Source organism: Capnocytophaga stomatis (assembly GCF_002302635.1).
GTDB lineage: Bacteria > Bacteroidota > Bacteroidia > Flavobacteriales > Flavobacteriaceae > Capnocytophaga > Capnocytophaga stomatis.
In genome coordinates this window covers 1793264-1819558 of the sequence record NZ_CP022387.1, presented here as the reverse complement: position 1 = coordinate 1819558, position 26295 = coordinate 1793264, and the positions used below count along the sequence as shown (strand labels likewise).

The 26295-nt window shown below is 36.8% G+C and carries 18 protein-coding genes and 1 tRNA gene; 7 read left to right on the top strand and 12 right to left on the bottom strand.

Annotated elements, in window-relative coordinates:
• Nucleotides 1-21: 21 nt before the first annotated feature.
• The 6 genes from CGC58_RS12695 to CGC58_RS07945 form a co-directional block, all read right to left on the bottom strand.
• Nucleotides 22-168: a hypothetical protein gene (locus tag CGC58_RS12695; RefSeq protein ID WP_157909233.1), complete on the bottom strand. Its 147-nt coding sequence runs from the start codon at nt 166-168 to the stop codon at nt 22-24.
• A 156-nt stretch (nt 169-324) separates the two neighbouring features.
• Nucleotides 325-978: a hypothetical protein gene (locus CGC58_RS07965; RefSeq protein WP_095897161.1), complete on the bottom strand. Its 654-nt coding sequence runs from the start codon at nt 976-978 to the stop codon at nt 325-327.
• Nucleotides 979-1264: 286 nt separating this feature from the next.
• Entirely contained in the window at nt 1265-1468 is a 204-nt protein-coding gene (locus CGC58_RS07960) for a hypothetical protein (protein WP_095896243.1), read from the bottom strand.
• A complete protein-coding gene (locus CGC58_RS07955) occupies nt 1465-2235 on the bottom strand; it encodes an enoyl-CoA hydratase/isomerase family protein (RefSeq protein WP_095896242.1) in 771 nt (256 codons plus the stop codon). The genes CGC58_RS07960 and CGC58_RS07955 overlap by 4 nt, the downstream gene beginning before the upstream one ends.
• 398 nt (nt 2236-2633) lie before the next feature.
• The gene (locus CGC58_RS07950; protein WP_095897160.1) at nt 2634-4049 is read right to left on the bottom strand and encodes an MBL fold metallo-hydrolase; all 1416 of its coding nucleotides are present in this window, start codon (nt 4047-4049) and stop codon (nt 2634-2636) included.
• Between the two features lie 144 nt (nt 4050-4193).
• On the bottom strand, nt 4194-5000 hold the full coding sequence (locus CGC58_RS07945) for a sulfite exporter TauE/SafE family protein (protein WP_095896241.1): 807 nt from the start codon (nt 4998-5000) through the stop codon (nt 4194-4196).
• 153 nt (nt 5001-5153) lie between these two features.
• On the opposite strand from CGC58_RS07945, the gene CGC58_RS07940 reads away from it, so the two are divergent.
• The 7 genes from CGC58_RS07940 to CGC58_RS07910 all read left to right on the top strand — a co-directional run bounded on the left by CGC58_RS07940 (nt 5154) and on the right by CGC58_RS07910 (nt 15959).
• Nucleotides 5154-5227: transfer RNA gene (locus CGC58_RS07940), tRNA-Ala, on the top strand.
• 95 nt (nt 5228-5322) lie between these two features.
• Nucleotides 5323-6729 carry an arylsulfatase gene (locus tag CGC58_RS07935; RefSeq protein ID WP_095896240.1) on the top strand — a complete coding sequence of 469 codons (1407 nt, stop codon included), beginning with the start codon at nt 5323-5325 and terminating at the stop codon, nt 6727-6729.
• A gap of 46 nt (nt 6730-6775) precedes the next feature.
• Nucleotides 6776-7225, top strand: a complete 450-nt coding sequence (locus CGC58_RS07930) for a FixH family protein (protein ID WP_095897159.1) — start codon at nt 6776-6778, stop codon at nt 7223-7225.
• Entirely contained in the window at nt 7225-7941 is a 717-nt protein-coding gene (locus CGC58_RS07925; RefSeq protein WP_095896239.1) for a sulfite exporter TauE/SafE family protein, read from the top strand. The genes CGC58_RS07930 and CGC58_RS07925 overlap by 1 nt, the downstream gene beginning before the upstream one ends.
• A gap of 148 nt (nt 7942-8089) precedes the next feature.
• Complete coding sequence (locus CGC58_RS07920) at nt 8090-10819, top strand: PD-(D/E)XK nuclease family protein (protein ID WP_095896238.1); 2730 nt, start codon at nt 8090-8092, stop codon at nt 10817-10819.
• A 71-nt stretch (nt 10820-10890) separates the two neighbouring features.
• Entirely contained in the window at nt 10891-11556 is a 666-nt protein-coding gene (locus CGC58_RS07915; protein WP_095896237.1) for a DUF4294 domain-containing protein, read from the top strand.
• 146 nt (nt 11557-11702) lie between these two features.
• Complete coding sequence (locus CGC58_RS07910; RefSeq protein ID WP_095896236.1) at nt 11703-15959, top strand: T9SS type B sorting domain-containing protein; 4257 nt, start codon at nt 11703-11705, stop codon at nt 15957-15959.
• A 52-nt stretch (nt 15960-16011) separates the two neighbouring features.
• Here CGC58_RS07910 and map read toward each other — a convergent pair whose 3' ends face one another.
• The 6 genes from map to purL form a co-directional block, all read right to left on the bottom strand.
• Nucleotides 16012-16812 carry a type I methionyl aminopeptidase gene (gene map / locus CGC58_RS07905; protein WP_095896235.1) on the bottom strand — a complete coding sequence of 267 codons (801 nt, stop codon included), beginning with the start codon at nt 16810-16812 and terminating at the stop codon, nt 16012-16014.
• A 48-nt stretch (nt 16813-16860) separates the two neighbouring features.
• Nucleotides 16861-18480 carry a glucose-6-phosphate isomerase gene (gene pgi / locus CGC58_RS07900; protein ID WP_095896234.1) on the bottom strand — a complete coding sequence of 540 codons (1620 nt, stop codon included), beginning with the start codon at nt 18478-18480 and terminating at the stop codon, nt 16861-16863.
• 141 nt (nt 18481-18621) lie between these two features.
• A complete protein-coding gene (locus tag CGC58_RS07895; protein ID WP_095896233.1) occupies nt 18622-19962 on the bottom strand; it encodes a M23 family metallopeptidase in 1341 nt (446 codons plus the stop codon).
• Between the two features lie 159 nt (nt 19963-20121).
• Nucleotides 20122-20898 carry a DUF3108 domain-containing protein gene (locus tag CGC58_RS07890; protein WP_095896232.1) on the bottom strand — a complete coding sequence of 259 codons (777 nt, stop codon included), beginning with the start codon at nt 20896-20898 and terminating at the stop codon, nt 20122-20124.
• A gap of 242 nt (nt 20899-21140) precedes the next feature.
• A complete protein-coding gene (locus tag CGC58_RS07885) occupies nt 21141-22247 on the bottom strand; it encodes an ISAs1 family transposase (RefSeq protein WP_095895210.1) in 1107 nt (368 codons plus the stop codon).
• A gap of 207 nt (nt 22248-22454) precedes the next feature.
• Nucleotides 22455-26120, bottom strand: a complete 3666-nt coding sequence (purL, locus tag CGC58_RS07880; RefSeq protein ID WP_095896231.1) for a phosphoribosylformylglycinamidine synthase — start codon at nt 26118-26120, stop codon at nt 22455-22457.
• Nucleotides 26121-26295: the final 175 nt, after the last annotated feature.

The following is a 26295-nucleotide window of genomic DNA, read 5'->3' as shown; positions in this document are numbered from 1 at the left end:
TATATCTATTGTTCTGGATTGTTAATTATTATTTTCGTTACGAATTGAATTTACTAAATATTGTTCAAGCATTGTAACAGACGTACAATCGGTTAGGATGTCAGGCTGAGCGAAGTCGAAGCCATTTACGCACAGGACTTCGACTTCGCTCAGCCTGACAACGCCCATTACATCACAGAATTTTATACTTTTTAACGCAAGTCTGTTTAGTACTTCGATTTGTTTGGTACAAATTTACAATTTTTTATTTATTCCAAAGGATTACTTGCTTTCAAATGTTCCAAACACAATGAAAGACGCCCTGTTGAGCGTCTTTCCGTTAAATTAATTTCTCATAAACTTGCCAAGGCTCTCCAGCAATTGGGGCTGGTCTTCCAAAGCGATTTTGGCAATGCTGTAAAACTCACGTACCCACTTCTCTAACTCAGCAAAGGCAGTATCTTTGTTCTTCGTTGCCTGCTGGCTCTCCCCTTTTTCGTTGGTATATTGCAGATATGCCTGTCGTACCTCATTTAGGGCTTTAAGTTGCTCGGCGATATGCTCATCGGTGATTTTGAGTCTTTTCAGAGGCGTGCGAAGTTCCTCCCTTGCTTGCAATTGCTTGTAAAAAGTATCGATGTCATCAAGCATTGCACCGATGCGGATGCTCATAATGCCTTTAACTGCCAACACGGCAAGGATGGTGTCCTCATCTTTGAAGATGATTTTCGCTTTTTTGCGGTCGGTGGTGTATGTTTTTTTCAGCTCCTCAAACTTTTTGCTGAACGCATCGTACGCCATTTTTTCTTCGGCGGATTCGGTTTTGTTCAGGTCGAGTTTTTGTGCTGCATTATCGTAAAGGGCTTTTCCTTTAGCGATTTCTTGGTCGTCATAGCCGTACTCTGCCAGCTCGTTTTTCAGCAGTTCGTTCTTGCTGATGTTTTCAAAAATGGCTCCGTAATTGTGGAACCCTTCAAGAGTGAGTCTTTTTTGCCCCATAATCATCATTTTTTTCGTTAGACGTTAGTTTTCTTTTTATTTTATATCTATTTTATAGCAAAAAGCATTCCAAACAAGCTATTTTTCTACAGAAAATCGCTTCATTTCCTATCGTACGAGCATAATTCTCTTATAAACTTACTTCATCTTCCGTTGTACGGGCTTCATATTGCTCTGTACGCACTTCATTTCCTATTGTACCGACTTCATTTTACCCTGTACGAGGTTTATTTTCATCTGTACGGACTTTATTTTGTATTGTACAATTAATTTTTTCGTAAAAAAATCAATCAAACATTTCAGGGTCTTTATTTGCTCGGTTTTTCATATATGAATATAAAAGGTACGCAAGCAAACTTAGTACAATAACAGGAAGAAAGCTACCTATTATTAAACTAATTTCATAAGTACTATCGGGAGCTTCAGCAATTTTTTGTTTGATTTGTTCTAAATGCTGTTCCTGCTGTGGGTTTTGTAATAAAAGTATCATCGATTTTTGAATTTTGCTAACATTTGTTTGGTTTGTTCGGAAAGTACCAACTTTCCGGAGATTTCGGCATTCTTCGGAAGCTCCTCGAGCCAATGCTCGGTGTGCTGCCAAGTGATGCGTTTCATTTCGGAAAGTGCTACGGGATTGGATTGTAACAACTTCTCCAAGAAATATTCAATGGCTTCGTCCATTTCCTTATTGTTTTCGAACACTCGTGCGTAAAGTCCTTTCTGTTGAGCCCAATAGGCGTTCTTCCATTGGTCGGGAGCCATAAAAAGTTCGTTAAGTGCTGCTTGTCCCGTCTTTCTGAGGATTACGGGAGCAATCACGAAAGGACCAATCCCGAGCGAAAGCTCCGATAAGCGAATGGTTGCCGCCTCGGTAGCGAATACATAGTCACACGCCGCGATAAGTCCCACTCCTCCGCCAACAGTTTTGCCCTGTACCCGCCCGATGATGAGCTTTTTGCATTCACGCATCGCCAGAAAAAGATTCGCAAAGCCATTAAAAAAGCGATTGCCTTCTGCTTCAGTTTCCACTGCCAGCAGTTCATCGAACGAAGCCCCTGCACAAAAGGCTCGGTCGCCTTCGCTCTTAAGCAAAATGAGAGAAACCTCAGGATTATCGGAAAGTAATTTCAATTCCTTGGCAAGCCGTTCCAAAAGTTCTAACGGAAAAGAATTCGCATTGGGATGCCCAAACTCAATGATGGCAACTTTATTTTCAATCTTGGTGTACAATGAACCGTTTTGTCTGTCTGTTGTCATAATCTTATTTTTTTCCAAAGGTAGTAATATTTTTACAGATTATCGTGCTTTGGTTCATTTTTTTAGGTTCATCGGTTTAAACTCCTTGATGATATGAACAGGCTTTATAACAGAAAATCCCTGACAGAAAATTGCTTTTCCTCAGGGATTTTCATCATTTATGAACACATATTTAAACGATATAGCTAACTAAAATAATTTATCACTACAATTCCCCCTTTGAAAGGGAATAGGGAGATATGATTTTAATGTAACATCCTCCGTCCTTCGGACACCTCCTTAAAAAGGAGGATTTTAAAACTCAGTAATTCAAAGTGAATTAGCTATATAGCCTTTATATTAGGAATTTTATTCCACTGGCTGTTCTTTATCTCGGCAAAGTGCCACAATAAGGCGATTTATAAGGTTGTCGGACACACAAACGGACTAATTTTCAGCTCTTCCGATGCCTTTATGTCCTTAAATCCTCCTTGCACGTCAATCAGATTGTGATAACCTCTCGCTTTAAGGATAGAAATAAACACCATAGACCTGTAACCGCTTGCACAATGCACAAAATACGTTTTACCTTTATCTATTTCAGAAACATAGTTGTTGATATAATCCAGCGGTGTGTTCTTTGCACCTATCACGTGCTCAGAAATATGTTCGTTAGGCTTGCGTACGTCCAAAATTTGGATTTCGGGATTGTCTTTCATTCTCTTAGCCAACTCTTTAGGCGTGATTGACTCTATGTTATCCATCTCTTTTCCTGCTTGCTTCCACGATTCAAATCCTCCTTCAAGAAAACCGATGCTGTTGTCATAACCTACGCGAGCCAATCGGGTTACTACCTCTTCTTCTCTGCCTTGTTCTGCCACGATAAGGATTTCTTGTTTGATGTCCGGAATCAATGCGCCCACCCACGGAGCAAAACTTCCGTCAATGCCAATATTTATCGCATTAGGAATGTGTCCTTTGGCGAATACTTGCGGAGCACGCGTGTCCAACACCAAAGCTCCCGTTAGGTTTGCTTCCTTTTCAAAGTCATTGGGCGACAATGCTCTGAGCCCTTTTTTCAATACTTGGTCAATGCTCTCATATCCCTTGATATTCATCAGCACATTTTCAGGAAAATACTCGGGAGGAGGCATCAAGCCGTCCAATACCTTCACGATGAACTCCTGTTTTGTCATTGGCTGAAGTGCGTAATTGGTTTTCTTCTGATTCCCAAGCGTGTCGCTCGTTTCTTTGCTAATGTTCTTGCCACAAGCCGAGCCTGAGCCGTGTGCCGGAAAGACGATGATGTCATCGGAAAGCGGAATTATCTTACTATGCAACGATTCGTACAAATGTCCGGCTAATTTTTCTTGAGTTAAGTCGGCTATTACCTTCTGAGCCAAGTCAGGACGCCCCACATCACCTATAAATAGAGTATCTCCCGTGAATAGAGCCACTTCTTTTCCGTTCTCATTGATAAGTAAATAACAAGTGCTTTCCATCGTATGCCCCGGAGTGTGAATTACTTTAATGCGGACTTTACCTACCTTCAAAATCTCGCCGTCTTCCGCCACGTGAGCCTTAAAATGAGGCTTTGCCGTAGGTCCGAAAACGATAGTAGCTCCCGTTTTGTTTGCCAAATCAAGATGCCCGCTTACAAAATCGGCGTGAAAATGCGTTTCGAGCACATATTTGATTTTTGCTCCGTTCTTTTCTGCCTTTTCAATGTAAGATTTCACCTCTCGAAGCGGGTCAATCACAACTGCCTCTCCCTCACTTTCAATATAATAAGCCCCTTGAGCTAAACATCCCGTATAAATTTGTTCTACTTTCATAGTATTTGATTTTATATTATTTTTCTGTGCCTGAACTGTGCATAATCCCAACAAACTTAGGATTGTACAAATAACTTTCTTTATCATAATCTTCTTTATTAATCTATTAATATTCTTTTAAATTGTGTTTACGTCAAATATTTTCTACAGAAATAATTCTTTTACAAAGATATAAACTCCCATAACCAAAACAAACCACCCGAAAATGGATTTTAAGCGAGTTCCATCGATTTTTCCGGAAAGAAATATCCCTACGAAAATCCCCAAAACGGAAAGAACCGAAAAAATCATAAGCAATTTCCAATCAATGATTTCGGAATAATTCTGTAAGTCGCCTATAAAGCCCAATATTGACTTTATCGCAATAATAAACAAAGACGTTCCTACGGCAAGTTTGATAGGCATTTTGGCAAGAAGCACCAAAGCGGGAATCACCAAAAACCCTCCGCCAGCCCCGACAAGCCCAGTAAGCACGCCTACAGCTACGCCCTCCAACAAAATCATAGGATAATTGTAACGTATTTCAGTTTCTTCATCTTGCTGATATTTTTTTCTTGGACGAAGCATCGAAACCGAAGCCAAAATCATCACTACGGCAAAAAGAACCATCAAACCCATTGATTTGGTAAAAACCAACGAATCTATTCTGAAAAGAACGTCGGGTATCAAAGGCAATAAAAAAGCCCTGCTGAAATAAACCGCCAAAACGGAAGGCACTCCAAAAATAAATACACTTTTAAAATCGACCCTTTTCAGAAAAGCATTTTTAATTCCTCCCACAAGTGATGTAACTCCAACAATAAATAACGAATATGCCGTAGCTAAAATTGGCTCTACTCCCATCAAATACACTAAAATAGGAAGAGTAAGGATAGAACCTCCGCTACCTACCAGCCCCAAAGAAATTCCTATTAAAGTAGCCAAAGCATACCCCAAAATCTCTGTTTCCATACTTTTTGATGTTTTACGGGGCAAAAATAAATCGCATATTTGGGTTTGACAGCAACCAAAGTTACATATCAATATTTTCCTGAAAAAAGTACAATCTTTTTCCTCCGATAAGTGATTTTATTCAATTTTTTATCATATCTTTGCCCCACTTTTGGGGATGTAGCTCAGTTGGCTAGAGCGCTTGCATGGCATGCAAGAGGTCGTGGGTTCGAGCCCCATCTTCTCCACAAATATAATTCTTTGGAATACGTATCTGTCTTTTGCTGAGTCAGATACGTTTTTTAGTAAATATTTCTGCAAATATTAAAAAACACTTCTCATAATGAAAAATATTTTTACTCTTCTATTGTGTTTGTTCAGTGGGATTCTGGTGGCTCAAAAAGAACAAAAACCGAATATTATTTTTATTTTGGCTGATGATATGGGATATGGCGATATTGAGCCCTACGGACAGAGCATCGTGAAAACGCCTCACCTGAGTAAACTTGCCAATGAAGGAATGACCTTCACGGATTTTTATGCGGGAAGTACCGTTTGTGCTCCCTCACGAGCCTCTTTGCTTACAGGACAACACACCGGACGTACGAAAGTAAGAGGAAACGGCGAATTTCCATTAGACGAAAACAAGAAAATTTTTCCTGAACTTTTGAAAGAAGCCGGCTATCAGAATGCTATTTTCGGAAAATGGGGAATGGGACTCAAAGACAGTGGAAGTACACCTCTCACACGTGGTTTTGATGCCTTTGCAGGTTTTCTTCACCATATGGAAGCTCATTCCCAAACACCTGACGCTATTGATTGTATTGAAGATGGAAAAATAGTAAGAAAGCCACTTGCCGAAGGAACATACGCCAATGAAATTTTTATAACCAAAACACTTGATTTCATCAAAGATAATGCGAGTAAAAATCCGTTTTTCATTTACTTGTCATTGACCGTTCCTCACGCAGAACTTTCTGTTGCACAGCACTATATGAAAAAACAATTAGATGAAAATAAAAATAGTATTCATCCTAACGAAAAGAACTTTAAAGGAGGACATTACGGACCTCAAAAATTCCCCAAAGCGGCATATGCTGCAATGGTTAACGGAATAGATGATTATGTGGGACAAATTTCAACTTTGGTGGAAAAGTTGGGCATCGACCGAAATACGATTATCATTTTTGCAAGCGATAACGGCACACATATAGAAGGAGGCAGAACTATGGAAGATGTAGCTTATTTTCAAAGTAGTGGCATTTATCGAGGTGTGAAACGTGATTTATACGAAGGAGGCATACGTGAACCTTTCATCGTACAGTGGAAAGGAACCGTACCGGCTAATACTAAGAGTAATTTTCAAGGAGCTTTTTGGGATATTTATCCTACTTTTGCTGAAATGGCAGGCGTTCGCGTAGACAAAAACGACCCGATTGACGGAATATCGTTTATGAATACGCTCAAAGGAAATAAAAAACAGAAAAAACACAAATATCTTTACTGGGAATTTTATGAATTCGGTGGAAAACAAGCTGTTAGATATAAAAATTGGAAAGCAGTAAGGGTAAATGTAGATAAAGACAAAAATGCCCCCATTGAGCTTTACGATTTGAGTAAAGACCCTTCGGAAACGAACAATATAGCGGAAAAATACCCTAAAATGATAAAGAAATTGACCAAGTTTATGGAAAAATCCCGTACATCTTCGGATATTTTTAAATATTCGTGGGAAAAAACAAAAAAATAAATTCGTTTTTGTTTAGGTTACTTTGTTTTACAAAAAAGAAAAATATATGAAAATAAGTTGGGGAACAGGAATTGTGATTGCTTTTGTAATCTTTATCGCTTTTATAATGTATTTTGTTGTTAATATGACAATTAACAAGAAATATGACCACGATTTTGTAACCGAAGATTACTACAAAAAAGAATTATCATACCAAAATATGATGATTAAGGCAAAGAAAACCGAAGAAGAACAGATGACAGTTCAAATAAAGCCTTCTTCGGAAGGAATTACTTTGATTTTCCCAAGCAAAATTACTGAGGAGAATGTAGCAGGAACTGTTTCTTTCTATCGTCCTTCTGACCAAAAAAGAGACTTCAGAATTCCTTTACAATTGAAAAACAAACAGATGTTAATCCCGATAAATGTTTTATCCAAAGGACGTTGGAACGTTGAAGTAAATTACACTTTCAATAAAAACGAGTACATTTCTATCAAAAATATTACCATAGAATAATGTTTTATACTGCCTTTATATTGGGCTTTTTGGGAAGTTTTCATTGTGTGGGAATGTGTGGTCCTTTAACTTTAATTCTTCCGCTTGAGCATCGAAAACCTGTCAAAAAAGCCTTTCAAATCGCCTCTTACCACATCGGGAAAGCGTTGGCTTACGTGTCTTTAGGTTTGGTGTTCGGGTTGCTCGGAAGAGGGCTTTTTATCAGGGAATATCAACAGATTTTCTCCATCATTGTAGGTTCATTGATGATTTTGATTGTGCTTCTTTCCTTTGTAAACGTGAAAATGAATCTTTTCACCAAACCAATTTATTTCTTGATAGGAAAAGTGAAATATGCTCTTTCACAACAACTTAAGCACAAAAACGCTCTTTCAATCTTTTTTATTGGTTTTTTCAACGGATTTCTACCTTGCGGATTGGTTTATATGGCTTTGTTTGGGGCACTGGCTCAAGCTGAATTAAGTCATTCGGCAATTTATATGCTTGCTTTCGGGCTGGGAACTGTCCCTTTGATGACCGCTACTATTTATTTGGGAAATTTTTTAAGCCAAAAAACGAAAAAATATATTCAAAAAACAATTCCTTTTGTAATTATTATCATTGGCGGATTATTCATCCTTCGTGGGCTTGCTTTGGGAATTCCGTACATTTCTCCATCAAATATGAACTTGATGATTAAAGCCGATGCTGATTGTATAGTTCCCACTCCCAAATAAAATTTCTGGAGTGTTTTTCCTTTTTTACAAGAAATTTGTTGCTTGTTTTTCGCTCATTTTTTCAAAATAATCATATTTTTGCTAAAATTCGATTTGCTTCTTGCTTTGAAGCTCTTTATTCCTGATAAACAGATTAGTAGCTATAAAAATGAATTATTTAAAAAATGTAGTCGTTGATGTGTTGGAGAATTTTCCCAACGAAATTGAAAATCTGGTTTTTGTAACTTCAGGAAAGCGTCCTGCTCTTTTCTTGAAGAAATATTTCGCGGAACTTAATCGCAAAACAAGCATCGCTCCTGAATTTATCGGCATTTCGGAGTTCTTTTCTCGAATTTCGGGAGTAGAAAGTTTTGGAGAATTGCCTCTTTTGTTTGAATTCTACGATACTTACAAATCTGTTTGCAAGAAAGAACCTGATGATTTTGAAACATTTATCGGGTGGGGACAAACACTGTTGAAAGATTTTAGTGAAATTGACCAATATTTAGTTCAACCTGAAAAAATTTTTCCATACATACACGCACTCAAAGAGGCTGAACACTGGTCGGGGGCAGATGAGCTAACCGAAATGCAAAAAAAACACCTCGAGTTTTGGAACACGCTGGGCGACTACTATTTTGCTCTTAATGAAAAACTTACCTCATTAAATAAAGGATATTCAGGATTTATTGCCAAAAAAGCAGTTGAAAAATTACCTCACTATATCCAGAATAACACCAATAAAATTCACATTTTCGTGGGATTCAATGCTTTATCAAAAGCAGAACAAAAAATCATTCATTCCATTTTAATAGATTCAAAATCAGAAATTTATTGGGATATTGATGAATATTTTATAAAATCGGAAGAACACGATGCAGGCTATTTTATCCGAAAATACATAAAAAATTGGAAATATTACGAAACAAACCAACCAAAATGGCTGAATAATAGTTATTTACAAGAAAAAGAAATTCACATCACAGGAGTTCCGAAGAGCATCAACCAAGCCCACGAAGTTGCCGAACTTCTCAAAAATACGCCCTACAGCGAATTGGAAAAAACAGCTTTAATCATTGCCGATGAAAATCTGTTAATTCCTATGTTACAATCGGTTAAGCCTAACACATCGGTTAATATAACAATGGGATATCCGTTGCAGCAAACGCCTCTTAATGACCTTTTTACGGGTTATTTTAGGCTACATTTGTCAAAGAATTTCTATTATAAAGATGTTTTAAACCTCATTTCGCAACCTTTTTTGCAAAATATTTTCACAGAGGAAGCCATAATCAAAATTTCGGACTTCATAAAAGAACGCAATTTGAATTATTTAACTCGGGAAAAAATTCTGGAAGCAACCCCTGACACTCAAAAAGAATTCATCGAAATATTATTCCCAGAGAAAGATGAAAACCTAATTAACAAACTGATTGACAATGCTTTATTTCTAATTTATAGTATCAAACAGAAAACAAATAATGAAGATGGAAAACATACACTTACGTTGGAATTTCTGTATCGTTTCTATTTGTTATTCAATCAGTTAAAACAACTTCAAAATAAATTTGGTCATATTGATTCGGTAAAATCTTTATATCATTTCTATTTGGATGTTTTGCAGAAAAGTTCTCTGAATTTTGTTGGAGAACCACTTGAAGGACTGCAAGTTATGGGAGTTTTGGAAAGTCGAAGTTTGGATTTTGAGAACATTATCATAACCTCGGTAAATGAAGGTGTTCTTCCTTTGGGAAAAAGTGGAAATTCGTTCATTCCGTATGATGTGAAATATTTTTTAGAACTGCCCACTTACAAAGAAAAAGATGCTGTTTACAGTTACAATTTCTATCGTATGTTACAGCGTTCCAGAAAGATACACCTGATTTACGATACCGAAATGAGCGGACTGAAAAGCAAAGAAAAAAGCCGATTTATTTTACAATTGCTTGCCGAAAGAATTCCTACGCACCAAATTACGCATCAGGTAAAAGCCCCCGAGGTGTATCCTGCTGTGGTTCCGAAGATTATCATTCCAAAAACTGATGATATTTTGGAACGCCTCAAAGAAATTTCAGAAAAAGGCATATCTCCCTCTTCCTTAACGAATTACATTCTGAATCCGATTACTTTCTATCAGCAAAATATCCTTCAAGTTTACGAAGAAAGAGATGTTGAGGAAACGGTAGAAGCTCGCACCTTTGGGGATATCGTTCACGGAACTTTGGAAGATTTATACAAACCGTTACTCAAGCAAATCTTAACGGAAGACCATTTCAAGGCAATGCGTCCTAAAATACGTCCTTTAATTGAAAAACATTTTTTGGAAAAATACAAAAATTCCGAATTCAAAAACGGGAAAAACTTACTGATTTTCAATGTTATTTATGAATATGTAAATCGATTTCTTGACCTTGAAATTGCTGAAATTCGTCAAGGAACTGAAATTATAGTTTTGCATTTGGAACAGCGATTAAGTGTTCCTTTTGAAAGCAAAATTTTGCCTTTCCCTGTTCATTTCAAAGGAATTATTGACCGCGTTGATTTAAGAAACGGCGTTTTGCATATCATCGATTATAAAACGGGAAAGGTAAATCAAAATAACGTTTGCGTTTCCGATTGGGATTTGTTAATCACTGATTTCAAGTATAGTAAAGCTTTCCAATTACTTACCTACGCTTATATGTTTGGCAAACAGAATCAAAATCAGAAGAATATGATTGTAGGAAATTTTTCGTTTAAGAACCTCAATCAGGGATTAATAAAATTTCATACCAAACAAGGAAGAGAAATAGATTATGAAATAACCCCGCAAGTTATTGAAATTTACAGAGATTACGCAGAAAAATTGTTATCGGAAATTTTTGACCCAAACATTCCTTTTTACGAGAAAAATAAGTAGTTAAATTTTTACGTCTTGCTTTCTTATATTTTAGTTTGTACTTTTGTTTTCGGAAAAATTAAGCTTTTTGGATGAAATCACTTTTTTTGACTTTTTTTACAATCATTTGTTGCTCTCTTGCTTTCGCTCAAACCGATACTCTTTATCAAGGTGAGAATTTTCAGTTCATTGATACAATTCGGCTTCCTGAAGTTGTTGTGTTTGGAAAGGAACGGAAGTTTGTCAGTGAGGAAGCTCGCAAGCAATATCTGATTTTGCGTAGCCGAGTTAAAAAAGTTTATCCTTATGCCAAGCTTGCCGCTGACCGTTTGGAAATTATGGAGCAAACGATGGATACAATGCGTAACAAACGAGCTAAAAAACTATATACCAAGCGAATGCAAAAGTACATTGAAGACCGATTCACAGCCGAACTCAAGAAACTTTCACGCTCGCAAGGACGAATTTTAGTAAAACTTATACACCGGCAAACGGGAAGAACTGCCTATCAATTGGTTAAAGATTTACGCAACGGATGGAGTGCTTTTATGTATAACAGCACCGCTTGGCTGTATGATATTTCCCTTAAAACAGAGTACAATCCTGCCGAAAACAATGAAGATTTACTGATAGAAGAAATCTTACATCGTGCTTTTGCTAACGACGAATTGGACTATCAAGCTCCTGCCTTTGAGATAAATCTGAGTAAAATAATCGATGAGCGAAGGAGCAGGAAAAAGGAAAACAATTCAAAATAATTTTTCTTCATCTTAAAAAATATGATTGAGTTTCTGAGGAAGGAGAACTTTGATTGAGTTCTCTTTGAAAAATTGTGCTTTTTTATCATATCGTAAATATTTTGTACCTTTGCACAACTTTTTAAAGCAATCATATAATACTTCAAATGAAAAAATTAATTTTTCTTACTTTTTTACTTCTTTCTTATGTAGGAGTTTTTTCACAAGTACACATTCCATTTCAAATTCGACAAAAAGAAAACCTAAAAGGTGGCTTGAGGATGATTGGAAATCAAATACTAAACAAACATCCTGCCAATGAAAATCATAATAATGATTGGGGTATGAATGATTTACTACCGATGAAATACGTAGATATTGACAATGATGAAAATACCTTCAGTTCAAGTGCTGCTACATTGACTTTTGATAATCCTACCTGTTCCAAAATAAAATATGCCGGTTTGTATTGGGGAGGTGTATATTTACAAAACGACCCCAACCGAAGGAATATCAAAATAAAAATTCCTTCTCAAACGAATTACATTGACATAGAAGCTGATACGTTCATTTATGATGGCTATCCTTTAAACATACAGCAAGGCAGAGATTCTTACATTTGTTACAAGGATATTACAGAATTACTTTCCAACACAAACCCAACCGGTGAATATGTTGTGGCAAATGTAAAAGCCACCCAAACAACAGAAGCTTGGGAAGTTAGTGGTGGAGTATCAGCAGGTTGGTCACTTGTTATCATTTACGAAGACCCCGACAAAAGCAACAAAAACATTACGACTTTTGATGGATACGCCAGAATTACAAAAGGAGAAAAAGTTGATTTTTCCTTTTCCGGATTCAAAACCCTACCCTCGCCACTTCCCGTAAATGCTCGTTTTGGAGTGATGGCTCTTGAAGGAGATAAAGATATTCCAGGGGACAAGCTATCCATTTTAAAACCAGATGGTTCTTATGAAGACCTCTTTAATTCCATAAATCTGGCAAATAATTTCTTCAATAGTTCGATAAGTGAAGGTGAACATCAAATAACAAACAGACGCCCGGCATCAACCAATACTTTAGGTTGGGATATTGACCTGTTTTCTGTTCCAAATAAAGACAACTCCATTATACAAAATGACCAAGAAGATGCCTCCTTCAGAGCTCACTCAACGGGAGACCTTTACAACATCTTTTTCAGTGCTTTTGAGGTGGAAGTCATCGAACCAAAGATGAATTTGTTAAAAACTGCCGAAGATGCTGCAGGAAACATTTTGAATAACAAAACTATTCCTCTTGGCTCAACTGTTTATTATGGACTTGAATTTCAAAACGTTGGAAATGACGACGTCGTTGATTACCAAATCAAAGACTTTCTCCCCAAAAACGTAACTTTAGATACCAGTATTCCTTTTGAAATTCCTGCTGGAAGTGGCATTACGCATTCGGTAAATAATTCTGCTAACGGAAGTGAAATTACTTTCAGAATTCCTAATGAGTTGGTCAAAAAAGGTGGAGAAAAACATAAAATCCGATTTGCCGTAAAATTAAGTCCCAATTGTTCCGATTTCGAGGCTCCTTGTTCTGAAAAAATCATAAGCAAGGCAAAATCCACATATAAAGGAACTCTTAATCAATCAATTATCAATGACAATGGAAGTTTTTCATCAATTGATAATTGTAATATTGGTATTTTAGAAGATACTGTTTTTTATGCTGATTTAACTCCTTGCGTGATTCCGGAAAATATTGAACTACTTTGCGGAGAAAATCTGGTGTTAACGGCTCAGGCTGGTTTTGACAAATATGAGTGGAAAGACAATACGGGAAATATTATCAGCACAAACCAAACTGTAATTATATCTGCATCAGGAAGATATACTTTAATCAAACATACCAACAATTGTGTTGATAGACAGGAAATTTATAATGTTTCAACGGTACAACGTCAGGACACTAATCCACTTATTCCTTATTCCGAAGTTACTTTTACCTGTGCAGAAACACAAAGAACTTTCCCTCAAATATTTCTATGCGGAGCAGGAGCTTCAAAATCAGTTGATTTAAACTCAATCCCCGATGTCGCTACGGTTAATGTGGAAAAATACGCTGGTACACAATCGCTTGCTTTGGAAGAAACCTGTCCGCCTAACGACAATATGTGGCAAAGTATATCAACTTCCAAAACCTTTTCACTAACTGAAGAAGGAATTTACAAGTTAAATCTGACTTTCCAAAATGGTTGTTTGGCAACATATTATTTCCGTGTACACACATCGCCCATTAATCCAACTATCTCAAAGGAAGACATTTACTGCAAAAATGGGAAAATTTCCGTGCAAAATGCAAGTTCCGATTACGAATATGCTATTGAGATACAAGGAACAACTGAACCTCCTGTATATCAACAAAGTCCTGATTTTGAGATAGAAACAGCGGGAATCTATTCTGTTTTTGTTCGTAAAAAACTAAGATTGGAACAAGATTGTGTAATCAGAATTGACAACATCAATGTTGAAAAATTTGACCAACAACTCCAAGTTACAAAAACTCAAAGTCCTTGTGCTGAGCAAGTTCACGGAATTTCTTTCAAAGTTTTTGACGGGCAAACTCCTTACAAAGCTATTTTAAGAAATAACAAAACCAATGTAGCCGAAACATTAAACAACATTGCTGAAAACACAGAGTATTCTTTCACAGATTTATCTTTGGGAGATTACACTCTAACAGTCAATGATTCAGATGATTGCCCTAGCACTTATAATTTCGCTGTTGAAGAATCTGAGGCTTTCATCAACCTGCAAAAAGCAAATCCGCTAATTGCTCATTCTGGAGTTAGTTTTACTTGCTCGGAAACACACAGAACTTTCCCTCAAATATTTCTTTGTGGAATGGGAACTTCAAAATCAATTGATTTAACGTCCATTGCTAATGTTGCCACGGTTAATTTGCAAAAACACACTGGTAATCAGAAATTTGCTTTGGAAGAAACTTGTCCGCCTAACGACAATATGTGGCAAAATATATCAAATTCAAAAACTTTTTCAATAACAGAAGAAGGAATTTACAAATTAAACTTGAGCTTCCAAGATGGTTGTAAGGCTAATTATTTTTTCCGTGTGCACATATCACCCATTAACCCAACTATTTCAAAAGAAGATATTTATTGTGCAAATGGGAAAATCTCCGTACAAAACGCAAGTTCTGATTACGAATACGCTATTCAATTACAAAATTCATCAGCACAACCAACATATCAAGAATCAGCTGATTTTCAAATAAATGAACCAGGAATTTATTCAGTTTTTGTTCGCAAAAAAATGAGATTGGAGCAAGATTGTGTAATCAAAATCGAAAATATTAATATCCGAAAATTTGAACAACAATTACAAATTGTTCAGATTCATAACGAAAGTTGTGAAAATCAAAATGATGGTAGCATTAGCTTTAAAATTTTTGACGGAAAATTTCCCTACACAGCTGTTCTGAAAAATAACAAAACCAATACAACTGAAACTTTGAACAACATCGGTGAAAACATTGAGGTTTCATTTGCCAATCTCGCCCCAGCTGACTATACCCTAACTATCAATGATTCAGGAATTTGTGAAAATACGTACAATTTCTCCGTAAAAGAAGCTATTTCTTTGAAACTCAATGCATCAAACGAATTATTGTGTATCAACAACACCTCAATATCACAACTCACATTAGCTTTTGAAGATGCAAATTTAGATTTGTCAGAGGTTAGTTATAGCTTTAATAATGAAACAACTAAGCTTCCTTTTGATAAAATTCAAGGAAGAACCGCTTTGCTTTATCCTAAAAATCTACCTAATGGAAGCAACCAAATTTCAGTATTTTACAACAATTGTACTTTTACACAAACAATTGATTTTCAAAATATAAATCCTCTGAAAATTACACAAATCAGAGATAATTCCTTACTTTCTGCTATTAAAATTTCAGTAAGCGGAGGCAGTGGCAATTATTATTTCTATTTTAATGACGTTCATCAATCTTCTGACACGTATTATCTTCGCTCATTTGACGAAGGTTATGTGAACAGCAATGGACAAGAAGTTAAGAAAATTAGAGTACGCGTTGAAGATAGCTTGGGTTGCGTTATCGAAGAAGTTTTGGAAGAAATTTTCCACGATATAAAAATCCCAAATTATTTCACGCCTGATGGAGATGGAATTAACGACACTTGGCAAATTAAAAATGCCCAAGGTTATTCACGTATGAAAATTGATATTTATGACCGAATGGGAAGAAAACTTAAAACATTGACTTCCAGAGATTCTTGGGACGGAACATTCAACGGAGCTAACTTACCAAGTGGCGATTATTGGTATCATCTGCAATTCAATGAGGCTAAGGACAGACGAACGTACACAGGGCATTTCACTCTTTATCGATAGAAATTAATGAAAACAAAAAACGCAAAATGAAATTCATTTTGCGTTTTTTTATCTATTGAAATTCAGCATCCTCGTCACTTTCAATTCCCAAAGCTTCATAAATATATTTGAAGGTAGAAAGTAATTTAGGCTTTCCGTTTACGATAGCTACATCGTGTTCAAAATGAGCGGAAGGCTTCCCATCGGCGGTGAGTATCGTCCAACCATCTTTTAACTGTTTGATTCTGTGAGTTCCCAAATTAATCATAGGTTCAATGGCAACTACCATTCCTTCTTTAAACTTCTTTCCGCTTCCTCTTTTTCCGTAGTTTGGCATTTCAGGATCTTCGTGCATTTTTCTGCCAAGACCGTGTCCTACTAATTCACGAACCACGCCATATCCGTGATTTTCGCAATAGTTTTGAATGGCATAGCCCACGTCTCCCACACGATTTCCTACCTTGAATTCACGAATACCTATGTAAAGAGATTCTTTTGTTACTTGTAACAATTTTTTTACCTCAGGAGACACCTCTCCCACTTCAAAAGTATAAGCGTGATCGCCGTAAAATCCGTTTTTTAACGCCCCGCAATCCACAGAAACTATGTCTCCTTCCTGCAGAGGGATATTATTAGGAATTCCGTGAACAACTTGAGCATTTGGACTAACACACAGCGTATTAGGAAATTTATACAACCCCAAGAAACCCGGAATGGCATCTTGGCTTCGGATATATTCTTCAGCTATTTTATCTAACTGTAAGGTTGTTATTCCCGGTTTTATTTCCTTTGCGAGCAAGCCCAATGTTCGTGAAACTACTTGGGCACTCTCCCTCATTAGTTCAATTTCTTCTAATGTTTTTATATGTATCATTTTATAAAGAATTAAAAAACAGTATTTGTTCCCTTAACTTTTCAAATCTTATTTTTTAAACCTTTTCAGTAAACCTGTTGTTGAACCATCGTGTTTGGATATTTCAGCAGAATCAATATCTTTTAAGATGTTATTTGCCAATTGTTTACCAAGTTCTACACCCCATTGGTCATAACTGAAAATATCCCAAATCACACCTTCCACAAAAATTTTATGCTCGTACATTGCAATCAAAGCTCCCAAACTTTCAGGCGTAAGTTTTTCTATCAAGAAGGTCGTTGTTGGTCGATTTCCCTCAAAAACTTTAAACGGAACCAAAGCTTCATTTACTTTATCACCCATTTCTGCTCGTACTTCGGCTTCTGATTTACCTTTCAAAAGAGCTTCTGTTTGAGCGAAAAAGTTAGCCATCAATTTGTTATGATGGTCTGTATTTCCGTACAAAGAGTGCTTGTAACCAATGAAATCTGTTGGGATTAACTTCGTTCCTTGATGAATTAGCTGAAAGAAAGCGTGTTGTGAATTTGTCCCTGGTTCTCCCCAAATGATAGTTCCTGTTTGGTAGCTCACAGGTTTTCCATTACGGTCAATCTGTTTTCCGTTGCTTTCCATAATACCTTGTTGTAGATATGCAGAAAGACGGTGCAAATACTGAGTATAAGGAATAATAGCCTGACTCTCTGCACCATAGAAGTTATTATACCAAACACTTAGCAAAGCTATCACAACAGGAATGTTGTTTTTAAACTCCGCAGTTCGGAAGTGTTTATCCATTTGGTTGGCTCCTTTCAGTAGTTTATTAAAATTATCATAACCTACTGATAAAGCAATTGATAACCCAACTGCACTCCACAATGAGAAGCGACCGCCAACCCAATCCCACATCGGGAATACGTTGTCAGAATCTATTCCAAATTCATCGATTTTTTTCAAATTAGTAGAAACTGCCACAAAGTGTTTTGCAATATCTTTTTCTGAAGCCGATTTCAAAAACCAATCCTTGATTGTCAAAGCATTAGTAAGTGTTTCTTGAGTTGTAAACGTTTTAGAAACAATCACAAACAAAGTAGTTTCAGGATTCAAATGCTTGATAGTTTCCATCACGTGGTCGCCATCAACGTTGCTTACAAAGTGAATATTAAGATGATTTTTATAGAATTTCAGAGCCTCTGTAACCATTGCAGGTCCCAAATCCGAACCTCCTATTCCTATGTTTACTACATCTGTGAATGTTTTGCCTGTAAAACCTTTTCGTTTTCCTGAAATAACTTCTTCGGAAAATAATTTGATTTTTTGCTTAACCTCTTTAATTTCAGGAAGTACATTCTTTCCTTCTACCAAAACCGTACTATTTTCGTCAGCACGAAGAGCAGTGTGCAATACAGCCCTATTTTCAGTAGCGTTGATAAGGCCTCCGGTGAAATATTTTTCAATGGCATCTTTCAACTGGCTTTCCTCTGCCAATTGCAATAATAATTCCATCGTTTTTTCATCAACCCTATTTTTAGAATAATCTACAAAGAAATCATTCCATTCGATTGAAAATTTTTCAGCACGCTCTGGGTCTTTTTCAAAAAGTGTTTGTGTATGCACATTTTTTACACTTTCAAAATGTTTTTTTAATTCTGCCCAAGTTTTTGTTTCTGTGGGATTTATATTTTTTAACATATCTCAATAAATTTAGTCTTCAACTATTAATTTTCAATAACTTAGATAACAGAAAAAACCTTGCTAAAGCTTGAGAAGCTCCGGCAAAGTTTCATCTTTTTACAATCATTTCGTTTTCAATTTTTTGAATATGCAATATTTTTACAACTGTGAAAGTGTTTGTTGTTCCACTTTCAAATCTATTTCGTTTTCTTTCTCTTGAGTTTCCTCCTCAATCGGAACTGCTTTCAGGGCGTCTAATTGCTGTTTTACCGAAGCGATATCTTGCAAATATCTCTCTTTCAATTTCTCATCAATCGGGATGGACTCAGGCATTTTTTCTTTCAAAGGATCAACTTGTTTGCCATTTTTCCAAAAACGATAACAAACGTGAGGTCCGGTGGCAAGTCCTGTACTCCCAACTTTACCAATTATATGACCTTGTGGAACGTGTTGTCCTTTTTTCACCAAAATTTTGGACATATGCAAATATTGTGTCGTATAGGTCGCATTATGCTTGATTTTCACATAATTACCATTCCCTCCGTTATATCCGGCTTCTATGACCGTTCCTGCTGCCGTAGCCCGAATAGGTGTTCCGTGAGGTGCCGCATAATCCGTTCCGAAGTGATTTTTCATACGATGTAACACAGGATGATAACGCATTCCAAATCGGGAAGTTATTCGAAATATTTCCAAAGGAGCCTTCAGAAACATTCGCTTCATCGTATTTCCTTTTTCATCGTAAAATCCTTTTTTACCTGAAACAGAATCTGTTACGTAATTAAATGCATAATACGGCTTTCCTTTATGTTCAAAATAAGCCGCTTTCACATTAGCTACGCCTGCGTAAATGGTATCATCTACATAACGTTCTTCATATATAATTTTAAAATTGTCGCCTTCCTGCAAATGGAAAAAGTCAATCGTATAATCAAAAATTTGAGAAAGGTTGAACGCCACATTGTAACTCATTCCCACATCCAACGCCGACTCAATTAAGCTATTTTTAATAAAACCAGCCTTTTCTCGTTCCACAATCGTTATTTTGCGCTGCTCGCTGTAAGCATAAATGGAATCAGACATTTTTACAACCACATATTCCGTAAGTGAAGGCTGATATACGAAACTATGTGGTTTTGAAGGGTTTTTCTTATCGAAAAGCAGAGCGTATGCCTTCCCGGCTCTTAACATTCTGGAATCAAGCACTTCTTTCATCTTGGTAGAAATTTCGTGAATTTCAGAAGCTCCTACATTATTAGATGCCAATATCTTACCGAAAGTATCCCCTGACTTTACTGTATCCTTGACAATGTTGTACTCATCTAAGTTGAAGCCAAACTCAAAAACAGGTTCTTTTTTGGGCTCTTCAACCACAACCGTTTTCTCTTTTTCTTCCTTCTTCTCTTCCTTTAGTTTTGTTATCAATCCGTCACAACTCCAGAAGAGAGGCGTTGCCAAAAGGAAAAAAACACCTTTTTTAAAATCTTCTTTTAATAACATTTTTTCAATATTTTAATTCTGCAAGCAATCTTAATTCCTGATGAGATTACTCACTCTTACATTTCAAACCTAAAATCCGTCAAAAGTCGGAATAAAAAATGATAAAATCAAGTGTTTTGACATATTTATATATCTTCACACTTGATTTTAAGTCATTTACTAATTATTTTTAAGTTCTGTCGGATATTTCAAACCATTAAACCCGTCCAAATCGGCAACCAACGAACCTACCCGAAGACTTGCTTTCACCCTAACAGGAATTTTATTTTTATCATCTGTAATCCAAAGAGTTAAACTTTCTTGTTCTTTAAAGACACGTCCATCTTGCACCAAAGGCCTAAAAATCATTGTATTGACAGAACCGAATTTGGTTTTAATTCTCTCTTTTCCTAAGTATCTCAATTTGAATTTGAATATTTCATCATCGTCAAAAATCATATCCATTTCCACTTCTTGTCCTTTCTGAATACTATCTATTTCAGGACGATGGCGAAGAGAATAAAATCCGGAAATCACATCCTGAATTCCCATTGGCACTCCAATTTCCGTAGAAGTTCCCGTTTCAATGTTATCGATTTTTGCCTTTTGGGTATTATGATTGAAGTACATTTTCAGATGTTTAGTGTAGCCTCCTTCATAAATATCTCGTATAAAATGGCGAGGAGCGTCATCTTTTATCCCGAAATAACTCTCGTAAGTATCATCTACCTTAAAAAATACTCGAGCCAACCCAGTTGTAGAACCTTTTCCCACCGCGTGAAACACTCTTTCCCCACCATAGTTCACTTCTTTCAGATGCAAAGTAGCCTCACTCGTATTAAATATTCCGTATTTCACCTTGAATTTCAACCATTCGCCACCTTTAAAAGGTAGTTCCTGCCCTTGTACATTCCAAACAAAAGCCAAGAAGAAGAAAAAAATCACTATTCGCTTCATACATTTATCCGATTTTGTAATTATCCGACTTGTGGCAATGCAAGCATTATGCCAAATATTACGAATATTACATTCTAAAATAAAAAAAGCCCGATAAAACTATCGGACTTTTCCATTAACCAACCAAAACTTTAAATTATGAAAACTATTATTTGAAGTTTTACAATGAGCTACCACCCTCATTGCACTGCAAAGGTACGAATAATTTTCATAATACAATACCTTATCCCTACTTTAATAGGTCAAACGCATGAAAAATTTTGGATAATATCTTTTAAGTAATCTGTATTGTAGGCGGCTTTGAGTCTTCGTTTCTTTAAGCTTAATTTATCTTTTTGATTTTTAATCATTTGTAAGGCTAATTTCCGCAGAGCAGATAGGTTTTCAGCCGAAAATCCTGCTCTGGCTCGGCACGAATCCTCCCGAAATGTTACATCCAAATGCCAATGCAATTTATTCTCAATCCCCCAATGCCCACGAACTAATTCATTGAAATAATCCGCAGATAAGCCCTCTTCACTGCTGATGTAATACCTCGTTTCTTTCTGAATATCAGCACCTAAATGCCTTTCAGATTCAATTTGAATCAGGGTTTTCAACCCCGCCCAAACCGATAAATTTTCATCAAGCAACACATCTTTCGCTTGTAAAATACGGCATTTACGAGTTTCAAATCGAGACGAAGAATATTCCCATTCTTCTGAAAAACAATCACTTGACCTGGCTTTAAATCCGCAGACCACATCCTCAAATAATTCTGATTGATTCGATTTTAAAGACAGTAAATAATGCCCTTTTTTCGCCATAATTACAGATGCTATTTCTTTCTGACAGCCCATCGCATCAATGCTAACTACCGCATTTTCAATATCTAAACTATTGATGATTTCAGGAATAGCCGTTATTTCATTGGATTTGTCTGCTACTTTTTTCTGTCCGATGCAAAGTTCGTTTTCGCTCACCCAAGCATTTACAATGTAAAGCCCTGTATTTCCACGACTTCTAGGATTTACACCTTTAATCTTTTTACCATCAATGCAAATTTGTTTTTCGCCAAGCGTGTCCAAAATGGCTTTACCACAATCCATTAAGCATTTGTTTAAAACGCTAGTATCCAGCGAACTAAAAACTCGATTAAAGGTATCGTGGGAGGGTACTCCGTTGGGAAGCTTACAATATTCACGCACAAAATCAGGGTGATTTTCAGCAAATAATACCATATCTTCGTAGTCTTCGCCGTTGCTCAAATAGGTGAAAAGCCCAATGAGAAGTATGTCAGAAAGAAGATGATTGCATTTGTTCACCATACGAAAATCCTCAATGTCAGAAAAATAACTCACTAAATCCATAAAAACAAAAATATTAAATTTCGTGCGTTTGACCTACTACTTTAACAAAAAATTATTACCTAATATTTGTTTTTACCATCGTTTTTGGATAAAATTAAGGAATTAAATCCGTAAATTTTAACGGATATTTTAATAAGTTATTTGTTAAAATTTTATTGTTTGTTCATCTAAACAAGAAAAACAACCTCTAAATAATCGTATTTTTAACTATTTTCCTTGTTTTTCCTCTATCCATTTTCTGGCATTGACAAAGGCCTCTACCCAAGGGGAAACCTCATCGCGGCGATTTTCGGGATAGTTTGCCCAATTCCACTGAAAAACAGAACGTTCAATGTGCGGCATCGTTACCAAATGGCGACCCGTTTTGTCGCAAAGCATCGCTGTGTTGTAATCCGAGCCATTCGGATTGGCAGGATAGCCTTCATAAGCGTATTTTGCAACGATATTATATTCATTTTCAGCCATCGGCAAACGGAATTTTCCTTCTCCGTGAGAAATCCAAACACCTAATGTTGTTCCTTCCAATGAAGAAAGCATCACTGAATTATTTTTTTGAACAGTTACCGAAGTAAACCCACTTTCGTGTTTTCCGCTATCATTGTGTAACATTTTTCCGTGTGTTTCGTGTTCAGGATTAATCACTTCCAACTCCATAAATAACTGACAACCATTACATATCCCTACCGAAAGCGTATCTTCTCTTTTGAAGAAATTCTCCAAAGCCGTTTTTGCTTTTTCGTTATAAAGGAAAGCTCCCGCCCAGCCTTTGGCACTTCCCAACACGTCCGAATTTGAAAATCCTCCCACTGCTCCGATGAACTGTACATCTTCCAACGTTTCTCTTCCCGAAATAAGGTCGGTCATATGCACATCTTTCACGTCAAAACCTGCCAAATACATCGCATTTGCCATTTCTCGCTCCGAATTACTTCCTTTTTCGCGAATTACGGCTGCTTTTGGTCGATTTTCGGTTGAAAAAGTCGGTTTTTCACCTGTAAAATGCTTCGGAAACACAAACTCAAGCGGTTGTTCGGAGTAATTTTGATATCTTTCCGTTGCTTTATCGTTTTTGGTTTGCTTTTTATCCAACAAATAAGACGTTAAATACCAAATATCACGCAATTCCGAAATATTAAACGACAATTCTGTGTCAAAATTCTTAACATTCAGAATATCAGAATTTGTTACCGCTCCAATTTTGAAAACCTCAATTCCTTCTGATTTCAGATAGTTTTCCGCTTCTGTATTTGCCTGAAAAACAACACCAATATTTTCGTTAAATAATAATTTTGCTGTGTCTTCCTCTTTTAAAGCTGAAAAATCAAAATCAGCTCCCAAATCATTTTCAGCAAAACACATCTCCAACAAAGTAGTAATCAATCCTCCACTTCCGATATCGTGCCCTGCTTGTATTTGTCCTTGATTTACAAGATGTTGAATCGCATTAAATGCCTTTTTGAAGTATTCAGCATCTTTGATAGTCGGAGCTTCTTTTCCGATTTTGTTTAAAATTTGAGCAAAAGAAGAACCTCCCAATTTGAATTCATCTTGCGACAGATTGATGTAGTAAATCGCACCACCGTTTCGTTTCAAAACGGGTTCTACTACTTTGGTGATGTCGGTGCAATTCGCAACAGATGAAATGATTACAGTTCCGGGAGCGATTACATCTCCATTAGGATACTTCTGCTTCATTGAAAGTGAATCTTTTCCTGTTGGGATATTGATTCCCAGTTCAATAGCGAAATCCGAACAACCTTTCACAGCCTCATACAAACGAGCGTCTTCTCCTTTATTCTTACAAGCCCACATCCAATTGGCTGATAATGAAACGCCTTTAATTCCGTTTTTCAGCGGTGCCCACACGATGTTGGACAAAGCCTCTGCAATGGCGTTTCGGCTTCCTGCCACAGGGTCAATAAGTGCCGTAAGTGGTGAATGCCCAATGGTTGTTGCAATTCCCTCTTTGCCTTGGTAGTCCAATGCCATAACTCCCACATTATTAAGCGGTAACTGTAAAGCTCCTGCACATTGTTGTTTTGCTACGCGTCCGCCCACGCATCGGTCAACTTTGTTAGTAAGCCAGTCTTTACAAGCCACAGCCTCCAATTGAAGCACCTGCTCCAAATATGACTTTATGTTGCTTTGATAATACGTTAAATCTTCATAAGTATTTGATACAGAAGCATCTTCCATAATTGTTTTTGGAGAACTTCCAAACATATCTGAAAGGTTCAAATCCAATGGTTTGGTGTTTTTCTTCTCAGAAATAATTGAAAAACGCTTGTCCGAAGTTACTTCCCCCACCTCATACATCGGGCTTCGTTCACGTTCGGCTATGGTTTGCAATTTTTCAATATGTTGTTTTCCAATAACTAATCCCATTCGCTCTTGCGATTCATTTCCGATGATTTCCTTGTCGGAAAGCGTTGGGTCGCCCACAGGAAGTTTATCCAAATCGATTTTTCCGCCCGTTTCTTCGATTAGCTCGGACAGACAGTTCAAATGCCCTCCGGCTCCGTGGTCGTGAATGGAAACAATCGGATTTTCATCGGCTTCCACCATCGCTCTGATGGCGTTGGCAGCTCGTTTTTGCATTTCAGGATTGGAACGCTGAATCGCGTTTAGCTCAATTCCAGAACCAAACGCTCCCGTATCGGCACTTGAAACAGCGGCTCCACCCATACCAATACGATAATTTTCTCCACCTAAAATTACGATTTTATCCCCTTCTTTTGGTTTATGTTTTAGAGCCTGCGATTTCTTTCCATAACCTATACCACCAGCCAACATAATTACCTTATCGAAGCCTAACTTTTTCGCATCTTCCTCGTGTTCAAAGGTTAAGAGAGAACCCGCGATGAGTGGTTGTCCGAATTTATTCCCAAAATCAGAAGCTCCGTTTGAAGCTTTGATGAGAATATCCATCGGGGTTTGATACAGCCACTTGCGTTCGTCCATTGCTTTTTCCCAAGGGCGATTTTCTTCCAAACGAGAATAAGACGTCATATAAACGGCTGTTCCTGCGAGCGGTAACGAACCTTGTCCGCCTGCCAATCGGTCGCGAATTTCACCTCCCGAACCCGTAGCAGCTCCGTTGAAAGGCTCAACCGTTGTCGGAAAATTATGTGTTTCTGCTTTGAGCGAAATAACAGATTCAAATTTCTTAGTTTCAAAAAAGTCAGGCTTGTCCGAAGTTTTTGGAGCAAATTGCTCTACCACAGGACCTTGAATAAAAGCAACATTATCTTTGTAAGCAGATACAATTTCGTTGGGATTTGTTTCAGAAGTTTTCTTGATAAGTTTAAAGAGTGAGCTTGGTTTCTCTTCTCCATCAATGATAAAAGTTCCGTTAAAAATCTTATGGCGACAGTGTTCCGAATTTATTTGAGAAAACCCAAAAACCTCAGAATCAGTAAGTTTTCTTCCTGATTTTTTAGAAAGATTCTCTAAATAAGTCACTTCTTCCGCACTCAAAGCCAAACCTTCTTTTTGGTTATAGCCTTCTATATCATCAATTTCCAGAACAGGCTCCGGAGTGATATTTATAGTAAAAATATTCTGATTAAGTTCGTTATATTTTTGGAAGAGCATTGGGTCAAAATCAGTGAATTCTTCTGCCACTTCGGAAAACTCTTCTATTCGGATAATTCCTTGAATATCCATATTTTGCGTAATTTCCACCGCGTTAGTACTCCACGGAGTAATCATCGCTGCACGAGGCCCCACAAAGAATCCGTTAAGTGCCTGTTGGTCAATTTTTTCAGCTCCACCAAAAAGCCAATTTAGTTTAGAAATTGTTTGCTCAGACAAGTTTTCGGTGGTTTGCACCGCATATAAATTCTGTTTCGGATTTTTAAAGAAATGTATCATTGATTTATGAATTTAAGCGACAAAGTTAGACAAAAAAAGTGAAAAAAGGAAAGAGAAAATCAAAGCTTTGGCAATGTTTTCAAAATTACTCGAGTCCAAAACGATTTAACTCATAAAAACTTTAGTTTTTCCAAAAAATTTACTTCATAAAAAAAGGGAACATTTTTGAAAAACA